We start from the raw sequence: 17,477 nt of genomic DNA, 5'->3' as shown, positions 1-17,477 counted from the left end.
GGAGTCGGGTCGTGGCCGAGGAGTCATGTCCGTAGCCCGGGCGGGTCAGGCCCGTAGCAGGGGAGGGGCGGGTCCGCAGCCGGGTCCCGGTCCAGCTCTACGGGTACGTGCCGTGGTTCGACGCCCTGCCCATGGCCGCGTTCGGGTTCGCGTCCCGCCCGGTGGCCCGGTCCACGGCCCTGGCTCAGACCACCGTTCAGGTCCCGCCCCAGAGTCCCCGTTCAGGGTCCCGACTCAGGCCCCGTGTCACGTCCCGGTTCAGGTCGTCCCGGTTCAGGTCGTCCCGGCATCGTCGGGCATGCGGTCCAGGAGAGCGCCCAACCCCTTCAGCCTGTCGCGCCAGAACCGCTCGTACGGGTGGAGCCAGTCCTGCACATCGGCCAGCGGGGCCGCTTCCAGGCGGTAGATGCGCTGTCGGCCCGCGCGCTCCTCGGACACGAGTCCGGCCTCCCGGAGCACCTTGAGGTGTTCCGAGAGGCTGGGGCGCCGCATGGCGAAGTGGTCGGCCAGGGCCTGGACCGGCTGAGGTCCCCGCTCCCGCAGCAGCCGGAGCACCTCACGCCGGGTGGCGTTGGCGAGCGCGGCGAATATCCGGTCCTCACGCTCCATGGCAGGGGTCGCGGTGGAGGAGAAGGCGGCGGAAGTCCCGGGCGGCCGGAGAGCCCCGACCGGATCACCGACGGAGACCGCGGCCGTGACCGCCGCGGCCGCACGGACGGGGCCGCCAATGGTGGAGGCGGAAGCAGGCGCCGAGCCGGGGACAGGCTCCTGGTCCGGGGCAGACGCCGAGCCGAGGGCAGACGCCCGACCGGAGGCGGAGGCAGGGTCGGGGGCAGGCCCGGGCGCGGACCCGTCGTGCGGTCCGCGGTCGGCCCCGGTACCCGTCCGTGCCCCGGGCCGGCTCACAGTCATGGCGCGCTCAGCACCCTTCACTCCTACTCCGGGGCCGGCTCCAGGGCCCGCTCCGTGATCAGCATCAGACCGTTGCCGTCCAGGTCGCGGAACGAGGCCATGCGGCCCCAGGGAAGGTCGTCGGGACCTTCCACCACGACACCCGCGGCGGCGAGCCGCCCGCAGTCGGCGTCGACATCGGTCGTGACCAACATGATCCCCCGAGCCTCGCCGGGCGCGAAACTCCCCATGCCCGGACCCGAGAGCGTGAAGACGGTCTGCGCCCCCGCGGGTGCCACCTGGAGCCACCGGCCGGGCGGCATCTCCACATCGGCGGTGACCTCGAAACCGAGGGTCTCCGTGTAGAAGCGCAGGGCCCTGTCCTGGTCGGCGACGGGAAGCGTGACGAAGGAGGCGTGGGTGATGTTCATGGACCACAGAATAGGTAGGAGATTTCCTACGCGTCAACCGTAGGGAATCTCCTACGCGTTAGTTCCGGGCGGCGGAGCCGAACCCCGACGACGCCAGGCGACAGCGGTCGAAGTTCCGTGAGCAAAGGCACGCGAGGTTCCCACCCGGTTTCCCGGGGCACTCCTGATAACTTGCTGCGGGCCTTCGGGCGACCCGCATCCATCCCACCCTTGGGGGCTTCAGTGACTACGGCGACCTTCCCGCACCGCCGGGCGAGCACGGCGGCCGCGGCCGTGAGCCTGGCGGCGGCGCTCGCGCTGACCGGCTGCAGCAGCGGCGGCGACGACTCAGGCGCCCCCTCCGCGAGCCCGAGCGCGTCCGCCACGGACAGCGCGGGTACGGACGGCGCCGGTACGGGCGGCGGGTCCGGAAAGACGTCGTCGGGCGGCAAGCTCCAGGGCAGCTGGCTCACCACGGCGGGCGGCAAGGCCGTGGTCCTCATGATCAACGGCAAGCAGGCGGGCCTCTTCGCGACCGGCGGCACCATGTGCAGCGGCACCTCGTCCGAAAAGGCGAGCATGCGAATGATCCGCCTCACCTGCCCGGACGGCAGCAAGAGCCGTGCCGTCGGCATGGTCGACTCCGTCAGCGGTACGACGCTGAAGGTCACCTGGGAAGGCGACCTCGGCACGGAGACCTACACCAAGAGCGAGGGCGGGAAACTGCCCACCAGGGTGCCTACCAAGGCGGCCACCGCGAGCCAGGGCTGACGGGCGATATCGCACCGGGACGGGTGAACGGCCGGGGGTGCGCGACCTCCACGCACCCGCGTGCGTGATGATCCATGCACATCGTCACGATTCCCAGGGGAACACATGCGCGCTCTGCCCATCGCCGTCACCGTCCTCGCGGCGGCTCTCGCCCTGACCTCATGCGACGACGGCGGCTCCGGCGGTTCCGGGAAGACCGGCGACCCCGCCGACTCCCCGAAGAAGGCGGCCGTCGCCGCCTGCGAGATCCACGACGTCGGCTTCCAGGTCGGCCCCGCGAACGCCGCCACGACCGCCGGCGACACGGGCAACATCCCGGTCACCCTCACCAACAAGGGCGCCCGCTGCACCGTGAAGGGCTTCCCCGTCCTCTCCGTGCGGTCGGGTGGGGCCACCGCGGACATCGCCGCGGACGAGTCCGCGCAGCCGCAGCCGCTGACCCTCGCCAAGGGCGAGACCGCGGCCTTCACGATCACCTACGTCCGCGGCGAGGCCGGCGCCGCGAACGACCTCGCCGCGAAGAAGCTGGCGATCGGCCTGCCGGGCGACGACGTGTCCCTGGGCTTCCCGTGGTCGTACGGCCCGATCGCGGGCAAGGGGTCGGCCCAGGAGCTGAACGCGTCCGTGACGCCGTACCAGCACGCGGGCGACTGACCCCGCCGGACGGGCACCCGCCCCGCCGGGCCCTACGGCAGCGGGCGCCGGCCCCGGACCTGCGCCCGGTCCGCCGCGGCGGCACCCTCGTGCCAGCCCGCCTCGTCCGTGATGCCGCGCACCCGGGTCGTCACGGTCTCGGGGAACATCCGGTCCAGGTGGTCGGCGACCGCCACGTCACGGGCCGCGAGCACCGGCAGCAACTCCCCCTCCGTGGCGGTCACCTGGCCCTCGGCGACCGACGCGAGCCGGTCGCCGATCCGGTGCGCGTACGCGGCGAGGAAGGACTGGCGGAAGGTCTTCGTGCGCTTGCGGCCGCCCGCCCGCTGCGCGGCCTCCGCCTTCGTCATCGCCGCCGTGGCCTGTACGAGCAGCGAGGTGTAGAGCAGCTCGACGGCCTCCAGATCGGGTTCGAAACCGACCACGGTCGAGAAGCCGAGGGTCTCGTTCCACACGGCCCGGCAGCGGTTCGCCCCCGCCACCGCGTCCAGGAGCACCGCCTTCGCCGTCTCGTACGGCGGTTCGACGCCGATCCGGCAGGCGCCGGGCGCGTCCTTCGCGTGGGTCCGCGCCGAGAGCAGCGCCTCGTCGATGCTGTGCCGCGCCATCAGCTCCATCGCCTTGGCGCTGAGCGCCTCCGCCTCCTCCGGGAACCCGGTCGCCTCCGCCTTCGCGAGCAGGGCACGGATGCGGGCGAGCATGCGCGTCTCCTGCGGGGCCGCCGCCGTGGTCACCGCTCTCGGGGTGTCCAGCGGCTCGATGGCGGGCAGCCGCAGGAGCAGCCGGCAGAGCTCCAGGACGGCGGTGGCGCGGGAGAAGCGATCGGTGCGGACGTCGTGGGGCTCGGCCTCCAGCTCGTCGAGCTGGGCCGCCCACCGCGCACCCCGCGCCGAGCGGTCGCCCTCCCCCTCCTCGAGGATCCAGGACGTCACCAGACGTACGTGTACGTCGTCCAGGTCGCGCCGCACGATCCGTACGACATCGGCGGGCTGCCAGCCGCGTCGCCAGGCCGCCGCGACGAACTCCTCTCCACGCCGGGCGAGTTCGGCGTCGGAGGCCGGATCGGCGGCGAGCAGGGAGGCTCCGGTGTCGAGGGCCGCTTCGGAGTCGGCGTAGAGGGCGGCCGCGAAGGCGCGCTCCACGGTGCTGGACGTACTCATCCCCCGATCGTGTCACGGGCCGTCCGGACCCCTGCGGCTCGGCCCGCCGCCCTGCCACCACCGGCACGGACCCTGCCGCCATCGGCACGGACCCTGCGGCCGGGGGCCCGGCCGCAGGGTCCGGACGGTCAGCGGCGGACGGTCAGGCACGGACGGCCCGGACGTCGGAACGGCCGCCCCGCCCCCACCCTGCGGACAGGGCGCTCGAGATGTCAACTTCGGGTTGACACTCCTGGACTGTCAACCTAACGTTGACACATGACGACGAACTCACCCGGCAAATCATCCGTGCGTCTCGACGACCTCATCGAGGCCATCAAGAAGGTTCACAGCGACGAGCTCGACCAGCTCCAGGACGCGGTGATCGCGGCAGATCACCTGGGCGACGTGGCCGACCACCTGATCGGGCACTTCGTGGATCAGGCGAGGCGTTCCGGAGCGTCCTGGACGGACATCGGCAGGAGCATGGGGGTCACCCGGCAGGCGGCCCAGAAGCGGTTCGTGCCGAAGGCGGAGTCGGACCTCGACCCCAGTCAGGGGTTCGGCCGCTACACCCCGCGGGCGCGCAAGGTGGTCATGGTCGCGCACGAAAAGGCGAAGGCAGCGGGCGGCACCGAGGGACTGCCCGAGCACCTCGTCCTCGGCCTGCTCAGCGAGCCCGACGCACTCGCCGCACGGGCGATCACCGCTCAGGGCGTCTCCCTGGACACCGTCCGCGGGGCGGCCGTCACCGCGCTCCCGCCCGCCGCCGACGAGGTCCCCGAACTGATCCCGTACGGCTCCGCCGCCAAGAAGGTCCTGGAGCTCACCTTCCGGGAGGCCCTGCGCCTCGGCCACAACTACGTCGGCACCGAGCACATCCTGCTCGCCCTCCTGGAGTTCGAGAACGGCGAGGGCGTCCTCAGCTCCTCCGGCGTCGACAAGGCGGCGACCGAGGCACACATCGCGCAGATGCTCGAAGCGATCGTGAATCAGGAGACGGGAACACAGGAGAAGCCGACGGCGTAGGGCAACGGTCAGAACCCCGGCCGCGACCTGCCCTGACGCGAACCGGCGGAACGGGCCGGAACGGCGCCGCGGGCAGGCACGATGCGCGAAGCCGTGCCTGGTGACCACCCGGGGCCGGGTGGCAGGACGGACCCGGTGACCGGGGCGGACCGGTCTCACTGTGGTGCCGGTGACCAGGGCGGACCGCTCTCACTGTGGTGCCGGCGCTCCGCCGGCCGCGTCGCCGGACGGCGATGTCAGACCCCCCTGCGAGACTCGGAAGCATGACCGAGCGATGGGCTCTCGCGCCGGCCGAGGACGGTGGCGCGGAGATCGCCGCTCTCGGCCCGGACGGGCTGCCCACGGGGCCGGTCCGCCGGGAGGCGGACCTCGCGGAGGCCGTGCGCGCCCGGCCGGACGTGAGCCGGTGGGTGTGGCGGTCGACGGCCGATGTCTACCCGAGACTGCTCGCCACGGGGGTGCGAGTGGAGCGGTGTTACGACATGGAGGCCGCCGAGACCCTGCTGCTCGGACACGAGGGGCGGCTCGGCGAGCCCCGGTCGGCGGCCGCCGCGCTGGCGAGACTGCGCGGCGGCCCCGTGCCGCCGGACCCGCCGCAGCGTTCCGCCGAGCCGGGTTCGCAGTCCTCCCTCTTCGAACCGCGCCCGGTCCACCTGCCGCTGGCCGATCTCCTCACGGTCTACGCCGACCAGCAGCGCCGCCACGACACGACCGCGCACCCGGAGCGGATGCGCCTCCTGACGGCCTCCGAATCCGCGGGGATGCTGGTCGCCGCCGAGATGAACGAGGCGGGGTTGCCGTGGAGCGCTGACGTCCACCGGGACGTCCTGCGCGAACTGCTCGGCGAGCGGTACACCGGGGGTGGTGAACCCCGGCGTCTGGCCGAGCTCACCGACGAAGTGTCCGCCGCGTTCGGAAGGCGGGTCAGACCCGACCTGCCGGCCGATGTCGTCAAGGCGTTCGCGCAGGCCGGCATCAAGGTCAGGTCCACCCGGCGGTGGGAGATCGAGTCGATCGACCATCCGGCCGTGAAGCCGCTGATCGAGTACAAGAAGCTGTACCGGATCTGGGTGGCCCACGGCTGGTCCTGGCTCCAGGACTGGGTGCGCGACGGACGGTTCCGGCCGGAGTACCTGCCGGGCGGGACGGTCACCGGCCGCTGGGTGACGAACGGCGGCGGCGCCCTCCAGATCCCCAAGGTGATCCGGCGTGCCGTCGTCGCGGACCCCGGCTGGCGGCTGGTCGTCGCCGACGCCGACCAGATGGAGCCCCGCGTCCTCGCGGCGATCTCCCGTGACCCCGGCCTGATGGAGGTCGCGGGCCGCGAGAGCGACCTCTATCAGTCGGTGTCGGACCGGGCCTTCTCCGGCGACCGCGCACAGGCCAAACTCGCCGTGCTCGGCGCCGTCTACGGCCAGACCTCCGGCGACGGACTCAAGAATCTCGCACTGCTCCGCCGCCGTTTCCCCAAGGCCGTGGCGTACGTCGACGACGCCGCCCGCGCCGGCGAGGAAGGGCGTCTCGTGCGGACCTGGCTGGGGCGGACCTGCCCTCCGGCGGCCGGGGCGGGGGACGACAGCGGGGAGGAGGCGGGCATCCCGCAGGACGATCCCGTCGACACCGGTGCAGACCAGGGCTGGGTGCCTGGCTACGCCTCTTCCGACTCCCGCGCCCGCGGGCGGTTCGCCCGCAACTTCGTCGTGCAGGGCAGCGCCGCCGACTGGGCCCTGCTGGTGCTGGCCGCGCTGCGGCGCACCTGCTCCGGACTCGCCGCCGAGCTGGTCTTCTTCCAGCACGACGAGGTGATCGTGCACTGCCCCGAGGAGGAGGCCGACACGGTGGTGGCCGCGATCCGCGACGCGGCCGAACTCGCCGGCCGCCTCACCTTCGGGGAGACGCCGGTACGTTTTCCCTTCACCACGGCGGTCGTACGGTGCTACGCGGACGCGAAGTAGCGCCCCCGCCCGGCCACTTCGGCGTCACGGGCCCCTGACACCGCGCGGCCGACGAGGCGGACGGCCGACATCGGCATCCGCGGGGGCGAGGGCAGGCGGGGCCGGGGGATCTGCCTCGACGGCGGCCTGGCGCCTCGGCAGGCCCGACGGCCGGGCTACTTCGCGAGCAGTTTGCGCAGTTCGCCCGCCACCGGGCTGTCCGTCTCCTGCAGCGCCTCCAGCGCCGAGGCCCACTCCTTGTACGCCGCTTCGGCGTCGCCCTGTTCCCGCAACAGCAGTCCGCGCTGGTGCCGGGCGAGGCCTCCGGTGTAGCGGTCGGCGCGACGGTCGGCGCGGCACCGCAGCAGATCGCACTCGAGCGCGGCCCGTTCCCATTGGCCGACCCCGCGCAGGGCGCGCACCAGACCGAGCCGGGTCTGTGACTCACCGTGCCAGTCGCCGTGGCCGCCCAGGACGCGCAGGCTCTCCTCGAAGTGCGGCAGGGCGGCGGCCGGTTCGCCGAGCGTGAGATGGGCGTAGCCGATGTTGCAGTGCGCGGAGTGCCGGATGATCACGTCCCGCACGGCGTCACCGATCGCGAGGCTGCGCTTGTGATGGTCGATGGCGGCCCGCGGATCGGTGTGCTCGTACAGGTTGCCGAGGTGGCTGTAGGTGATGGCCTCCATGTGCGGGTCACCCAACTCGCGGGAGAACTGGAGACTTTGCAGCAGAGCCTCCCCCGACTCGGCGTAACGGCCGAGGCTTTCGAGGAGCATGCCCCGGTTGTTCAGCCCCCGCCGCATCCACGACAGCACCCCGAGGCGGCGCCAGATCGCGAGCGCCTGGTCGTTCAGGGCGAGGGCCTCGCTGACACGGCCTGTCATGAAGTGCAGACCACCGAGGTCGCCGAGCGCGTACGCCTCGGCGGCCTCGTCGCCGAGCAGCCGCGCCGCCGCGAGCGCGGACCGCTGGAGGGACTCCAACTCGGCGACGCGGCCACTGCGTTGGACGTACGGGTTGAGCATGCGGGCCAACAGGGGGACGTACGGCGAGGTCGGCGCGTACCGCTCCGCCAGCGCGACGACGTTCGTCAGTTCCGTGTCCCCCCAGGCGAAGGCCTCCCGAGCGGAGCGGAACGGGGGCGTGGCCGCGACGTCCGCCGCGTGCCCGGGCGGCTGCGAGGCGGTGGGCCTGGCACGGTCCTCCCGGTCGAGTCCGGTCTCGAGGATCGCCTCCAGGGAACGGGCGGCGACACCGGCGTACCAGCGCAGAGCACGCTCCGCGACGACCGCGTCGTGCCCGCGAGGAACGGTACCGCCGGTACCGCCGGTACCGCCGGTACCGCCGGCGGTACCGGGACCGCCGAGACTCTCGGCACCAGCGGGACCACCCGGGTCATCTGAGCCACCTGAGCCACCTGAGCCACCTGGAAGAGCCTGCCCAGAGATGTCGCGCCTCCCTCCGTGCCCGTCGAAGCCGGCGAGGCCCTCCCCCGCACCGCCCGAGGCACCGGAGCCACTGGAGGATCCGGGGACGCCTGAGGATCCTGGAACATCCGAGGATCCGGGGAGCCAGGAGGATCCGTTGATCCCCGGCACCGGGGCGCCCGCGCCCGCTGCCGCCCCCACGACACACTCCGCGGCGCCCGCGATCTCCCGGGCGAAATCCCGTACGAGGTCGTGGGGCGCGTAGCGGCCGTACGCCGTCTCCTCCAGGAGGGCTACGTCGACGAGCCGGTCGAGCGCGGCCTCGGCGCGCCGTTCGTCGATGCCGGCCAGCCGGGCCACGAGGGCGGTTCCGTACGCGGGCAGGTCGAGCGCGCCGATACGGCACAGGGCGAGCGCCGCGTCCCGGTCGGCCTCGCGCTCGGAGACGCGGAGCGCGTCGTGAGCGACGGCGAGCGAGCGGCGCACACTCAGGTCGTCATACTCGAGGTGGTGCAACCTCCCCTCAGTCGCGGCCAGTTGACTGGCGAGCACGTCCGGGGTGAGGGCCTTGCGGGCGGCGAGCCGGGCCGCGACGACACGGAGTGCGAGCGGCAGTCGGCCGGTGAGCTCGACAAGAGGGTGACCGCCGTCGAGTCCGTCCTGCCGTCCGGAGACCGCGCGGAGCAGAGCCGCGCTGTCCTCGTCCGTCAGCGGCGCGAGCGGGAAGCGGTCGGCGCCGTCCAGTGCGGCCAGCGGCGAACGGCTCGTCACGATCACCGCGCAGCCCGCACCCGCCGGCAGCAACGGCCGCACCTGGGCGGCGTGCGCCGCGTCGTCCAGCACCATCAGCGTGCGGGTGGGCGCCAGCATCGAGCGGAGCAACGCCGCCGCCGCGTCCGGGTGTTCGGGGATGCGGCGGGGTTCCGCGCCCAGATCGCGCAGGAGCGCCGCGAGCGCCTGACCGGCGGTGAGCGGGGTCATGCCCGGGGTGGCGCCGTGCAGGTTGACGTACAACTGGCCATCGGGGAAACGTTCCCTCAGCCCGTGGGCGACGTGCAGGGCGAGCGCGCTCTTCCCGACACCGGCCATGCCGCTGATCACCGCGACACGGAACACCCCGGCATGGCCCCCGCCGTACTTGGCACCGGCCACGACACCGCCCGCGCCGTCGGCCGTCCAGCCCGCCGTCTCCTCTGCCGTCCGCTCCGCCATCCTGTCGGCCGTCGTCACGGCCCGGCCGTCGGCCGCCTCACCGGGCGCACCCGAAGTGGCCGCCCCGTCGGACGCGGTACCGCCCCGCCCGGCGCCACCGGACACGACGCCGTTCAGCCCGCTGCCCAGACGCGCCGGACCTTGCGGATCCATCGATCGGGACGGGCCTCCCTGACCGCCGGGGTGCCCCCGATGATCCGGATACCCCTGACGTTCCGGGACGCCCGGGTGCCCCTGCCGGCCCTGGTGTCCCGGCCGAGCCCCGTGCCATGGGTCGCCATGGTGACCTTGCTGGTTCTGTGGACCCGGGTCCAGGAGCATCCGCAGTTGCTCTCGGATGTCCTCGCGGCCGGTGAAGTGCGCCGGGGGCGGCGGAAGTTGGGCGGGACGAGACGGCAGAGCGGCGCTCCGGACGACCCGGTCGGGGCCCGTCGCCCCCTCGGCCCCGCTGCTCCCCTCCCGGCTCAGATCGCCGTTCCGGTCCCGGCCAGGACCTCCGTCCGCGCCCTGGTCCCGGCCCTCGCCCGAGCCCCGGTCGCCCTCACCGCGACTCCCGGTGTCGCTACCGGGGTCTCTACCGCCGCCGGCACCTCGGCTTTCGCCGCCTCCCCCGCTCCCGTCCCTACCTGCGTCTCCGCCCCTGTCCCTGCCCCTGTCCCTGTCCCTGTCCCTGTCCCTGTCCCTGTCCCTGTCGCGCAGGATCTCCAGGTGCGCGTCGCGCACCGCGGACCCCGGCTCGATGCCGAGTTCCTCCACCAGGCGGGCCCGCAGATCACGATGGACGGCGAGCGCCTCGGCCTGGCGCCCCGCGCGGTGCAGGACGAGCATCAGCAGCCGGTGGAACGCCTCACGGAGCGGGTGCTCGGCCGTGCGCGCGGCCAACTCCAGTGCCAGCCGGTCGAGTCGGGAGGCCGTCGGGGCGAGGCGCAGTTCCGCCTCGTACCGCCGCTCAAGGACCAGCAGCCGGGTCTCTTCCAGTCGCTGGACGAAGGCGTGTCCGCCGGACTCGGGCGGCAGGCCGCTCAACGGGGTGCCCCGCCACAGCGCGAGCGCCGCGGTGGTCTCGCGCAGCGCCCGCTCCCAGTCACGCTCGGCGTGCGCGTCGCGCGCGACGGTGGCGTGCCGCTCGAAGACGCGGACGTCCAACTCGTCCTCGCCGACCCGCAGTACGTAACCGGGCGGCACGGCCCGAAGCCGTTCCGGATCGTCGAGGAGACGGCGCAGCCGGGTCACGTGGTTCTGGAGGGATGCCTGGGCGGAGGCCGGCGGCGCCCCGCCCCACAGGGCGTCCTTGAGGACGTCCACGGAGACGACCCGGCCCGGTTCGAGGAGCAGGGCGACCAGCAGAGCGCGCATCTTGCCGCTGCCGATCGAGCCGACCCCGCCGTCGGCGTCGTACAGGACCGGCGGCCCCAGCAGTCCGAACCGCAGCCCGTTCCGCATCTCGCCGCCCCACTGCCTCTCCACCCGGCCGTCCCGGCCGCGCTCCACGGCGAGTTCCCGCCCGCTCAGGACGATTTCACGCCGACCGACTGTTTCGTTCCCGAAGGAACCGTTGGCCACATGTTAGCGATCCGTTGGCGCGACCTGATCTGATCAGGACATCGGATCTGGCCCGACGGTGCGCGCGTACTACGCGTAACTCGGGGGAGTGTCGCCGCCGCGGCCGGATCCGGGGACGTGAGAGGCCCCGGTCGCTGAGGTGATCGACCGGGGCCTCCGTCCGTTTCGGGCCGGCCCGCCGACCGGATCCAGAGCCCAGAGCCTCCCTGCCCCGGCCGCCTGTCGGTCGCCGAGACCTGTCCGGCAACAGCGCTCATCAGCCACCCGGAATCTGCGCGTCACCAGGCCCCGCGCCGCCCCACACCCCATGCGGCGGCCGATTCCCGCCCATCCGATTCCCGCCGGCCGGGGGCTCGCCCGGTTCGGACGACCCCACGACCGCACGACCGGGGAGCCGGACGACCAGGCGCCTGACCCACACGACAGAAGCGCTGCCGGACGGACAGCCCGGCAGATGCGCGCCGACCGGCCCTAGATCACGGGCGGGCGTCCGAGGCGGGTGAGCCGCCAGACCGTCCGCCAGCGCATCGGGCGCCGCTCCCCGCCGGACTGCCGCAGCCCCTCGGCGAATCCGCCGAACCAGGCCTTGAGTCCGCCGACCGACCGGGTCCGCAGGAGCGTGAGCAGGATCCAGACCCCCAGGTGCAGCGGAATCAGCGCCAGGGGCAGTCGGCGCCGGGTGAGCCAGACCCGGTTGCGGGCGGTCACCCGGTAGTAGATGGCGTGCCGGGCGGGCGACGTCTTGGGGTGCTGGAGGAGCAGTTCGGGCTCGTAGAGGACGGTCCAGCCCGCGTCGATGGCCCGCCAGGCGAGGTCGGTCTCCTCGTGCGCGAAGAAGAACTCCGCGGGCCAGTCGCCGGTCTCGGCGAGCATCGGCATGGACAGCGCGTGACCGCCGCCGAGGAAGCCGGTGACCGGTCCGCCGCGCATCGGGTCCTTGGCCCCGACCCTCGGCACATGACGGCGCTGCGTCTCGCCGTGTTCGTCGGCGATGCGGAAGCCGACGATGCCGAGCCGCGGCCGGGCGGCGTAGAGGTCGCGCACCTTGCGCAGCACGTCGGCGTGGATGAGCAGCCCGTCGTCGTCGAGCTCGACGACGACGTCCACATCGCCGAACTCACGGAGCCGGCTCAGCCCCACGTTCCGGCCACCGGGACAGCCGAGGTTCTCGTCCAGTTCGATGGCGGTCACCTCTCCCGGCAGACCGAGACGCTCGGCGAACTCGGGCAGCGGGCAGCCGTTGCCGACGATCACGACCCGGGTGGGCGCCACGTCCTGCTTGGCCACGGAGGCGAGCAGCGCGTCGACCTCGACGGGCCGGTTGCCCATGGTCACCACGGCAACGGCGATCCGCGGCCCCTCCTCCGCCTGTGACACGACACCCACCCCATCCCGGCCGACAACTGTGCCGCGATGCTAGCCGTTCACCGGATTCACCCCTCGAGTACGCCTGTACGCCCGCCGCTCGTACGTCCTGTTCTACGCCGATACGTCCGCCGTCAAGAGCGCCGGTTCTCCTTCCGGCGGACGAATTTCAGCCCCGAGCAGTCCTCCCTCGGTGCCGCCACCTTCACGTCGACCACGCCGAGGGGCAGGAAGACCTCCCGCAGATCGTTCTCCGTGATGTCGCTCCGGTGACCGGCCGCACGACGGGGCCAGGCGATCCAGAGCGTGGCCGGGTCGGCCAGGCCCCCGGCAACTCCCCCGCCCGCGCCACCGGTTCCGCGCGCTCCCGGAAGAAGGCGCCGGTCACGTCCGCCGCCTCCGGACCGCCCTCGGCGACCTCGCAGCCATCGGGCGACCCGGGGATGCCCCCGTCCCGCGGCGCACGGGTGAGCCGTACGCGGTGTCCCGCCTCGATGCCGGTCTTCCGGGCGAGCGGAGTACCCGAGTCCCGCCGCCCACCGCGCCGGATCCCGTCCTCCCCGCAGAATGGCACCGCACCCGCCGGCCTGCGTCCCGTACGCGCCCCGACCTCGAAAGGCCCGCCCGGCTGCCCGACCGCACACCGGCCCGGACCTCAGCGGGTTCACCAGGCCCACGGGCCTGCACGACGCGCCTCCCCGCGCCTCCCCACGCCTTCCCGCACCTCTTCGCGCCCTCTCCCCGGCGGGACCGCGGAGAACTGTTCCGCCCGGCCTGCGGGCTCGACCACCGGTGGCTCGACTACCGGTTGTCGGCGAGCGGGTTCATGCTGGTGGGAGCGGCCCGGCACCCCCGGCCTCCCCGGCGCACCCGCGGGAGCCCGAGGTCTCCCGAGCCGGGAACAGGGGGCGCCCGTTCCACTCGCGGGCATCACAAGGTTTCCGGAGGGCGCCATGAGCTCACCGTCCGTCCCGCCGCCCGCACCGCTGCCCCCACAGGGACCGGGGACCACGGACAAGGGCCTCAAAGGCGGCGCCCTGGGCCTGTTCTCCAGCACGGTGATCGGGCTGGCCTCCACGGCCCCCGCCTACAGCCTCGCGGCGACCCTCGGCGTCATCGTCGGGATCGTGGGCTTCCAGTCACCGATCGTGATCGTCCTCGCCTTCATCCCGATGTTCCTGATCGCCTACGGCTACAAGGAGCTCAACCGGGCCGATCCCGACTGCGGCACCACCTTCACCTGGGCGTCCAGGGCCTTCGGCCCCCGTACCGGCTGGCTGGGCGGGTGGGGCATCATCGCCGCAGACATCATCGTGATGGCCAACCTGGCGCAGATCGCCGGCGCGTACGGCTTCCAGCTGGTCGGCGCGGACGGGCTGGCGCAGGACACGTTCTGGGTCACGGTGGTCGGCGTCCTGTGGATCGCCGTGATGACCCTGGTCTGCTACATCGGCATCGAACTCTCGGCCAACCTGCAGAAGCTCCTGCTCACCATCGAGATCGTGGTGCTCTGCCTACTGGCGGTCACCGCCCTGGTCAAGGTGTACGGCGGGACGGCACCGAGCGTCTCGTCGGAGGTCTCGTGGTCGTGGTTCAACCCCTTCGAGATCAACTCCTTCGACGACCTGACCAAGAGCATCCTCGCCGGTGTCTTCATCTACTGGGGCTGGGACACCGCCGTGTCCGTGAACGAGGAGACCAAGGACCGCGACCGCACCCCGGGCCGCGCCGCCGTCCTGTCCACCGTCATCCTGCTGCTCGTGTACCTCATGGTCACCACGTCCGCACAGGCGTTCGCCGGAGTGGGCGAGAAGGGCATCGGTCTGGGCAACCCGGAGAACTCCGGGGACGTCCTCTCCAGTCTCGGCGCCGAGATCTTCGGCACCGGAGGCTGGGGCACGGTCGCCACGAAACTCCTGATCGTCATGGTCCTCACCTCGGCGGCGGCGTCCACCCAGACGACCATCCTCCCCACGGCCCGTACGACCCTCTCCATGGCCGCCTTCAAGGCCATCCCGGCACGCTTCGCCCGCATCCACCCCCGCTTCCTCACCCCGACCTGGTCCACCGTGGGCATGGGACTGGCGTCGATCGCCTTCTACGTCATGCTGACCCAGGTCAGCGAGGACGTCCTGGCCGACTCGATCGGCTCGGTCGGGCTGATGATCGCCTTCTACTACGGCCTCACCGGCTTCGCCTGCGTCTGGTACTACCGGAGGGTCCTGACGCGCAGCCCACGCGATCTCTGGACGAGGGGGATCATGCCGGGCCTGGGCGGCGCCATGCTGCTCTACTTCTTCCTCAACGCCTGCGTGGTGTACGCCGCCACGGACTACGGCAGCACGTCGTGGACGCTGCCGTTCCCGCCGCACTGGCAACTCGGCGGCGTCTTCGTCACGGGCATCGGGGCCCTCATCCTCGGCGCCGTCCTGATGCTCCTGTACGGCGCGTTCCGCCCGTCCTTCTTCCGCAAGGAGACGATCCCGACCTCCTCCCACGACAGAGAGGGCCACTGAACGACCGCGGAACCGCGAGAGGCGCTCATCTGAAGCCCCCCGGCTGCCGCCCGCTCAAGAGGAAGCGACCCCTGCTTCTCCCGCCGCTGCGCCGGCGCCGGGGCGGAAGCACGGCGACCCCTGGTCCCGGCCCTCACCCGAGGCAGCGACCGATCCCGCAGGCAGCCACGAGGCCACCACTCGGCATCCCCGCCCCACCCGAAAAAAGCAAAAGCCCCAGGTCACGGCGAGTGAGTCCTGAGGCTTCCACAGAGCCGCCTTCGGGATTCGAACCCGAGACCTACGCATTACGAGCTGTCCGGGCTTGTTCCAAACTGGTCCATGGACGTTTGCCAATGGGATCTCGTTGCAGGTCAGGCGACGTGCCGGACGCCCACGGACGAGTGCAGACCACGCCGGATTCCACAGCAATCGAGACTAGAACTGAGACTGGCCCCAGCCAGCGGGTTCTCCGGGACGATTCGGGCATCATGCCCAGTGACGATCACACACCAGGCATCCTGCGCGTGCCCCTCGGGAACTTGCTCGGTCAGACGGTGCTCACGGAGGATGAGAAACAGCAGGACGACACTCCGGCCGTGCGATCCGCTGGTCATGGGGGTGGCTACGGTTGGGAGGCGGCGCTAGCCGCACTTCGTGAGACCTGGCTGACAGCCTGCATGTCGCTGGGATCACTGCGCCGCAATACAAAGATCTTGCCCATGGCAACAAGACTGGGACCACAGAGCAGTACGGCGAGCCACCACGCGTCCTTCGCCACGTAAACACCTCCAGCCAGCATGGCAGTGCTGATCGCGGCGCCTGTGTACAAACCGGCCAGATGCCGCTTGTGCTGGCGCTCCTCGCGAGCTCGTCTTGCTTCGAGTTCAGCAGCAGCCTTGGCGTCAGCTCGTCTTGCTTCGAGTTCAGCAGCAGCCTTGGCATTGGCATCAGCTCGCTTGCCGGCAGCCTCCTGCACCGCGAGGCGGCGCATGAGGAGTTCATGCTCGCGTACGAGCTGCGGTTCGAGTGCCTTGAATGCCACTTCGAGATTTGCAGGGCCACCTAGCGCGGCCCCCCACTTCATAGCGATCTCTAAGCCCGCAGATGTGATCGGGTCGTTCTGTGGCGCTGAAGACGCGCTCCCAGTTTCTTCCACACTCACTGTCGCGCCCCTCCGTCGCCACCGCCCATAGATGAGTACTTGAGTCCGATCGGATCAGGGGGGAGGCCCCAGCCGCAGGAAGAGCCTGGCCAGACTCCGCTCGATGGTCAGCTCAGCATGCTCTGCAACGACCTCCCTTTCCTCGCTGCTCAAAGGCTTCTCAAGCAAGGTAGTGAAGGCCAGTTGGGAGAAGTCCCGGCCCTGAAGGACCGGTCCGCTCTGGGCACCTCCGCTAATGGTGTTCGTCACCGCCCCGTCCCCGGTGCGCACCAGCTTCGCCTGCTCCAGCCAGACCGCGAGCTGGGTACGGAAGTCCCCATCCACCGCGGCCCGCACCGCCAGGGCCGTGCTCAGCGCCTGCGCCCGGCTCTGATCGTCCGGATCTGCGGCAAGATGCACCAGTTCCGCCTCCCCGGAGCTGACTGTCGGGGTCTGCCCGCCGCTGTCTCGGTGGAAGGGACGCCGCCGCACCAGTGCACTCAGTCCCGCCCAGGCCTGCTGGCCGACTTCGCCGCCGGCCCCACCGGCCAGCGCCGCCAACAGCCCCACCGATACTGGATCCATCCCCCACCATCCTCGCCTTGCGTGATCAGGCATTTGCATTCAGTGACGAATAGAAGAGGTGGACGGTTCCCACCCCACGCCGCACAACCGCCCCGGCCTGGCCGCGATCGACTCATGCCGCAGCCGACCTGCCTGGCCGACGCAGGAGGCTGTCACCAGTCCACCCCGGACCGACCGGTATGCGCGCTTCCCGATCTCCCGAATCTTCGGGATTCGGACCCCGTACCTACGGATTACAAGCTGTCCGGGCTTGTTCCGTAGTGGTCCGGGGGCGTCCGCCAACGAGTTCGCGTTGCAGGTCAGGCAACGTGTCGAACGTCCGCGGACAAGCACGCACCGCACCGGATTGAGTAGCGATCGAGACTAGAACCGAGACTAGGCCTGTCTCAGAATTCAAGGTCTGCTTACGCGTCGGCCGTACCCTGCGCATTCCCCGCCTCCCCCCGCCACCGGGCGAGGTTGTGCCGGGTGGTGAGGGTGTCGGGGTGGTCCGGGCCCAGCACCCGGATGTAGTCGATCAGCAGCACGGCGAACGCGTCGGCCGCACCCTGCGCATCCCCCGCCTCCCCCCGCCACCGGGCGAGGCTGTGCCGGGTGGCGAGGGTGCCGGGGTGGTCCGGACCCAGCACCCGGATCCGGTCGGTCAGCAGCGCGGCGAACGCGTCGGCCGCACCCTGCGCATCCCCCGCCTCCCCCCGCCACCGGGCGAGGCTGTGCCGGTTGGTGAAGGTGTCGGGGTGGTCCGGGCCCAGCACCCGGATGGAGTCGGTCAGCAGCGCGGCGAGCTCGTGGGCCGTACCCTGCGCATTCCCCGCCTCCCCCCGCCACCGGGCGAGGTTGTTCCGGATGGTGAAGGTG

Annotated in this window: 13 protein-coding genes and 1 pseudogene; 5 read left to right on the top strand and 9 right to left on the bottom strand. The window is 71.9% G+C overall.

Translation table 11 applies throughout. The features are described 5' to 3' along the window. Nucleotides 1-273: 273 nt before the first annotated feature. The gene (locus tag ACFYW7_RS13735; protein WP_389501457.1) at nucleotides 274-609 is read right to left on the bottom strand and encodes an ArsR/SmtB family transcription factor; all 336 of its coding nucleotides are present in this window, start codon (nucleotides 607-609) and stop codon (nucleotides 274-276) included. Nucleotides 610-935: 326 nt separating this feature from the next. Continuing rightward, on the bottom strand, nucleotides 936-1,322 hold the full coding sequence (locus tag ACFYW7_RS13730) for a VOC family protein (protein WP_389501455.1): 387 nt from the start codon (nucleotides 1,320-1,322) through the stop codon (nucleotides 936-938). Nucleotides 1,323-1,544: 222 nt separating this feature from the next. Here ACFYW7_RS13730 and ACFYW7_RS13725 point away from each other — a divergent pair, with 222 nt between their 5' ends. Next, nucleotides 1,545-2,072: a hypothetical protein gene (locus ACFYW7_RS13725; RefSeq protein WP_389501453.1), complete on the top strand. Its 528-nt coding sequence runs from the start codon at nucleotides 1,545-1,547 to the stop codon at nucleotides 2,070-2,072. 105 nt (nucleotides 2,073-2,177) lie between these two features. Beyond that, nucleotides 2,178-2,726 carry a DUF4232 domain-containing protein gene (locus ACFYW7_RS13720; protein WP_389501451.1) on the top strand — a complete coding sequence of 183 codons (549 nt, stop codon included), beginning with the start codon at nucleotides 2,178-2,180 and terminating at the stop codon, nucleotides 2,724-2,726. 32 nt (nucleotides 2,727-2,758) lie between these two features. Here ACFYW7_RS13720 and ACFYW7_RS13715 read toward each other — a convergent pair whose 3' ends face one another. After that, complete coding sequence (locus ACFYW7_RS13715; RefSeq protein ID WP_389501449.1) at nucleotides 2,759-3,886, bottom strand: DUF2786 domain-containing protein; 1,128 nt, start codon at nucleotides 3,884-3,886, stop codon at nucleotides 2,759-2,761. Between the two features lie 258 nt (nucleotides 3,887-4,144). Here ACFYW7_RS13715 and ACFYW7_RS13710 point away from each other — a divergent pair, with 258 nt between their 5' ends. Together ACFYW7_RS13710 and ACFYW7_RS13705 are read left to right on the top strand one after the other, a co-directional pair. Further along, entirely contained in the window at nucleotides 4,145-4,894 is a 750-nt protein-coding gene (locus tag ACFYW7_RS13710) for a Clp protease N-terminal domain-containing protein (RefSeq protein ID WP_389501447.1), read from the top strand. 263 nt (nucleotides 4,895-5,157) lie between these two features. Beyond that, entirely contained in the window at nucleotides 5,158-6,849 is a 1,692-nt protein-coding gene (locus ACFYW7_RS13705) for a bifunctional 3'-5' exonuclease/DNA polymerase (protein WP_389501445.1), read from the top strand. Nucleotides 6,850-7,004: 155 nt separating this feature from the next. On the opposite strand, the gene ACFYW7_RS13700 is transcribed toward ACFYW7_RS13705, so the two are convergent. From ACFYW7_RS13700 to ACFYW7_RS13690, 3 genes and pseudogenes are all read right to left on the bottom strand, one after another. Further along, nucleotides 7,005-9,620, bottom strand: a complete 2,616-nt coding sequence (locus ACFYW7_RS13700) for a tetratricopeptide repeat protein (protein ID WP_389501663.1) — start codon at nucleotides 9,618-9,620, stop codon at nucleotides 7,005-7,007. Between the two features lie 603 nt (nucleotides 9,621-10,223). Then, nucleotides 10,224-10,823 (bottom strand): annotated as a pseudogene (locus ACFYW7_RS13695) (BTAD domain-containing putative transcriptional regulator); the annotation flags it as partial. 678 nt (nucleotides 10,824-11,501) lie between these two features. Continuing rightward, complete coding sequence (locus ACFYW7_RS13690) at nucleotides 11,502-12,416, bottom strand: glycosyltransferase family 2 protein (protein WP_389501443.1); 915 nt, start codon at nucleotides 12,414-12,416, stop codon at nucleotides 11,502-11,504. A gap of 932 nt (nucleotides 12,417-13,348) precedes the next feature. On the opposite strand from ACFYW7_RS13690, the gene ACFYW7_RS13685 reads away from it, so the two are divergent. After that, entirely contained in the window at nucleotides 13,349-14,911 is a 1,563-nt protein-coding gene (locus ACFYW7_RS13685; protein WP_389501440.1) for an APC family permease, read from the top strand. 604 nt (nucleotides 14,912-15,515) lie between these two features. On the opposite strand, the gene ACFYW7_RS13680 is transcribed toward ACFYW7_RS13685, so the two are convergent. The 3 genes from ACFYW7_RS13680 to ACFYW7_RS13670 all read right to left on the bottom strand — a co-directional run. After that, the gene (locus tag ACFYW7_RS13680) at nucleotides 15,516-15,935 is read right to left on the bottom strand and encodes a hypothetical protein (protein ID WP_389501438.1); all 420 of its coding nucleotides are present in this window, start codon (nucleotides 15,933-15,935) and stop codon (nucleotides 15,516-15,518) included. A 174-nt stretch (nucleotides 15,936-16,109) separates the two neighbouring features. Further along, on the bottom strand, nucleotides 16,110-16,619 hold the full coding sequence (locus ACFYW7_RS13675; protein WP_389501436.1) for a hypothetical protein: 510 nt from the start codon (nucleotides 16,617-16,619) through the stop codon (nucleotides 16,110-16,112). 404 nt (nucleotides 16,620-17,023) lie between these two features. Continuing rightward, the coding region (locus ACFYW7_RS13670; RefSeq protein WP_389501434.1) for a tetratricopeptide repeat protein at nucleotides 17,024-17,477 on the bottom strand (454 nt) is incomplete at its 5' end.

Source organism: Streptomyces sp. NPDC002580 (assembly GCF_042889485.1).
Taxonomy (GTDB): domain Bacteria; phylum Actinomycetota; class Actinomycetes; order Streptomycetales; family Streptomycetaceae; genus Streptomyces.
This window is presented reverse-complemented; position numbering and strand designations above follow the sequence as displayed.

What these genes read in the sequence shown, in the direction of transcription:
- ACFYW7_RS13735 (WP_389501457.1), bottom strand. Translation starts at nt 609, where the DNA reads ATGGAGCGTGAGGACCGGATATTCGCCGCGCTCGCCAACGCCACCCGG.
- ACFYW7_RS13730 (WP_389501455.1), bottom strand. Translation starts at nt 1,322, where the DNA reads ATGAACATCACCCACGCCTCCTTCGTCACGCTTCCCGTCGCCGACCAG.
- ACFYW7_RS13720 (WP_389501451.1), top strand. Translation starts at nt 2,178, where the DNA reads ATGCGCGCTCTGCCCATCGCCGTCACCGTCCTCGCGGCGGCTCTCGCC.
- ACFYW7_RS13715 (WP_389501449.1), bottom strand. Translation starts at nt 3,886, where the DNA reads ATGAGTACGTCCAGCACCGTGGAGCGCGCCTTCGCGGCCGCCCTCTAC.
- ACFYW7_RS13710 (WP_389501447.1), top strand. Translation starts at nt 4,145, where the DNA reads ATGACGACGAACTCACCCGGCAAATCATCCGTGCGTCTCGACGACCTC.
- ACFYW7_RS13705 (WP_389501445.1), top strand. Translation starts at nt 5,158, where the DNA reads ATGACCGAGCGATGGGCTCTCGCGCCGGCCGAGGACGGTGGCGCGGAG.
- ACFYW7_RS13700 (WP_389501663.1), bottom strand. Translation starts at nt 9,620, where the DNA reads ATGGATCCGCAAGGTCCGGCGCGTCTGGGCAGCGGGCTGAACGGCGTC.
- ACFYW7_RS13685 (WP_389501440.1), top strand. Translation starts at nt 13,349, where the DNA reads ATGAGCTCACCGTCCGTCCCGCCGCCCGCACCGCTGCCCCCACAGGGA.
- ACFYW7_RS13675 (WP_389501436.1), bottom strand. Translation starts at nt 16,619, where the DNA reads ATGGATCCAGTATCGGTGGGGCTGTTGGCGGCGCTGGCCGGTGGGGCC.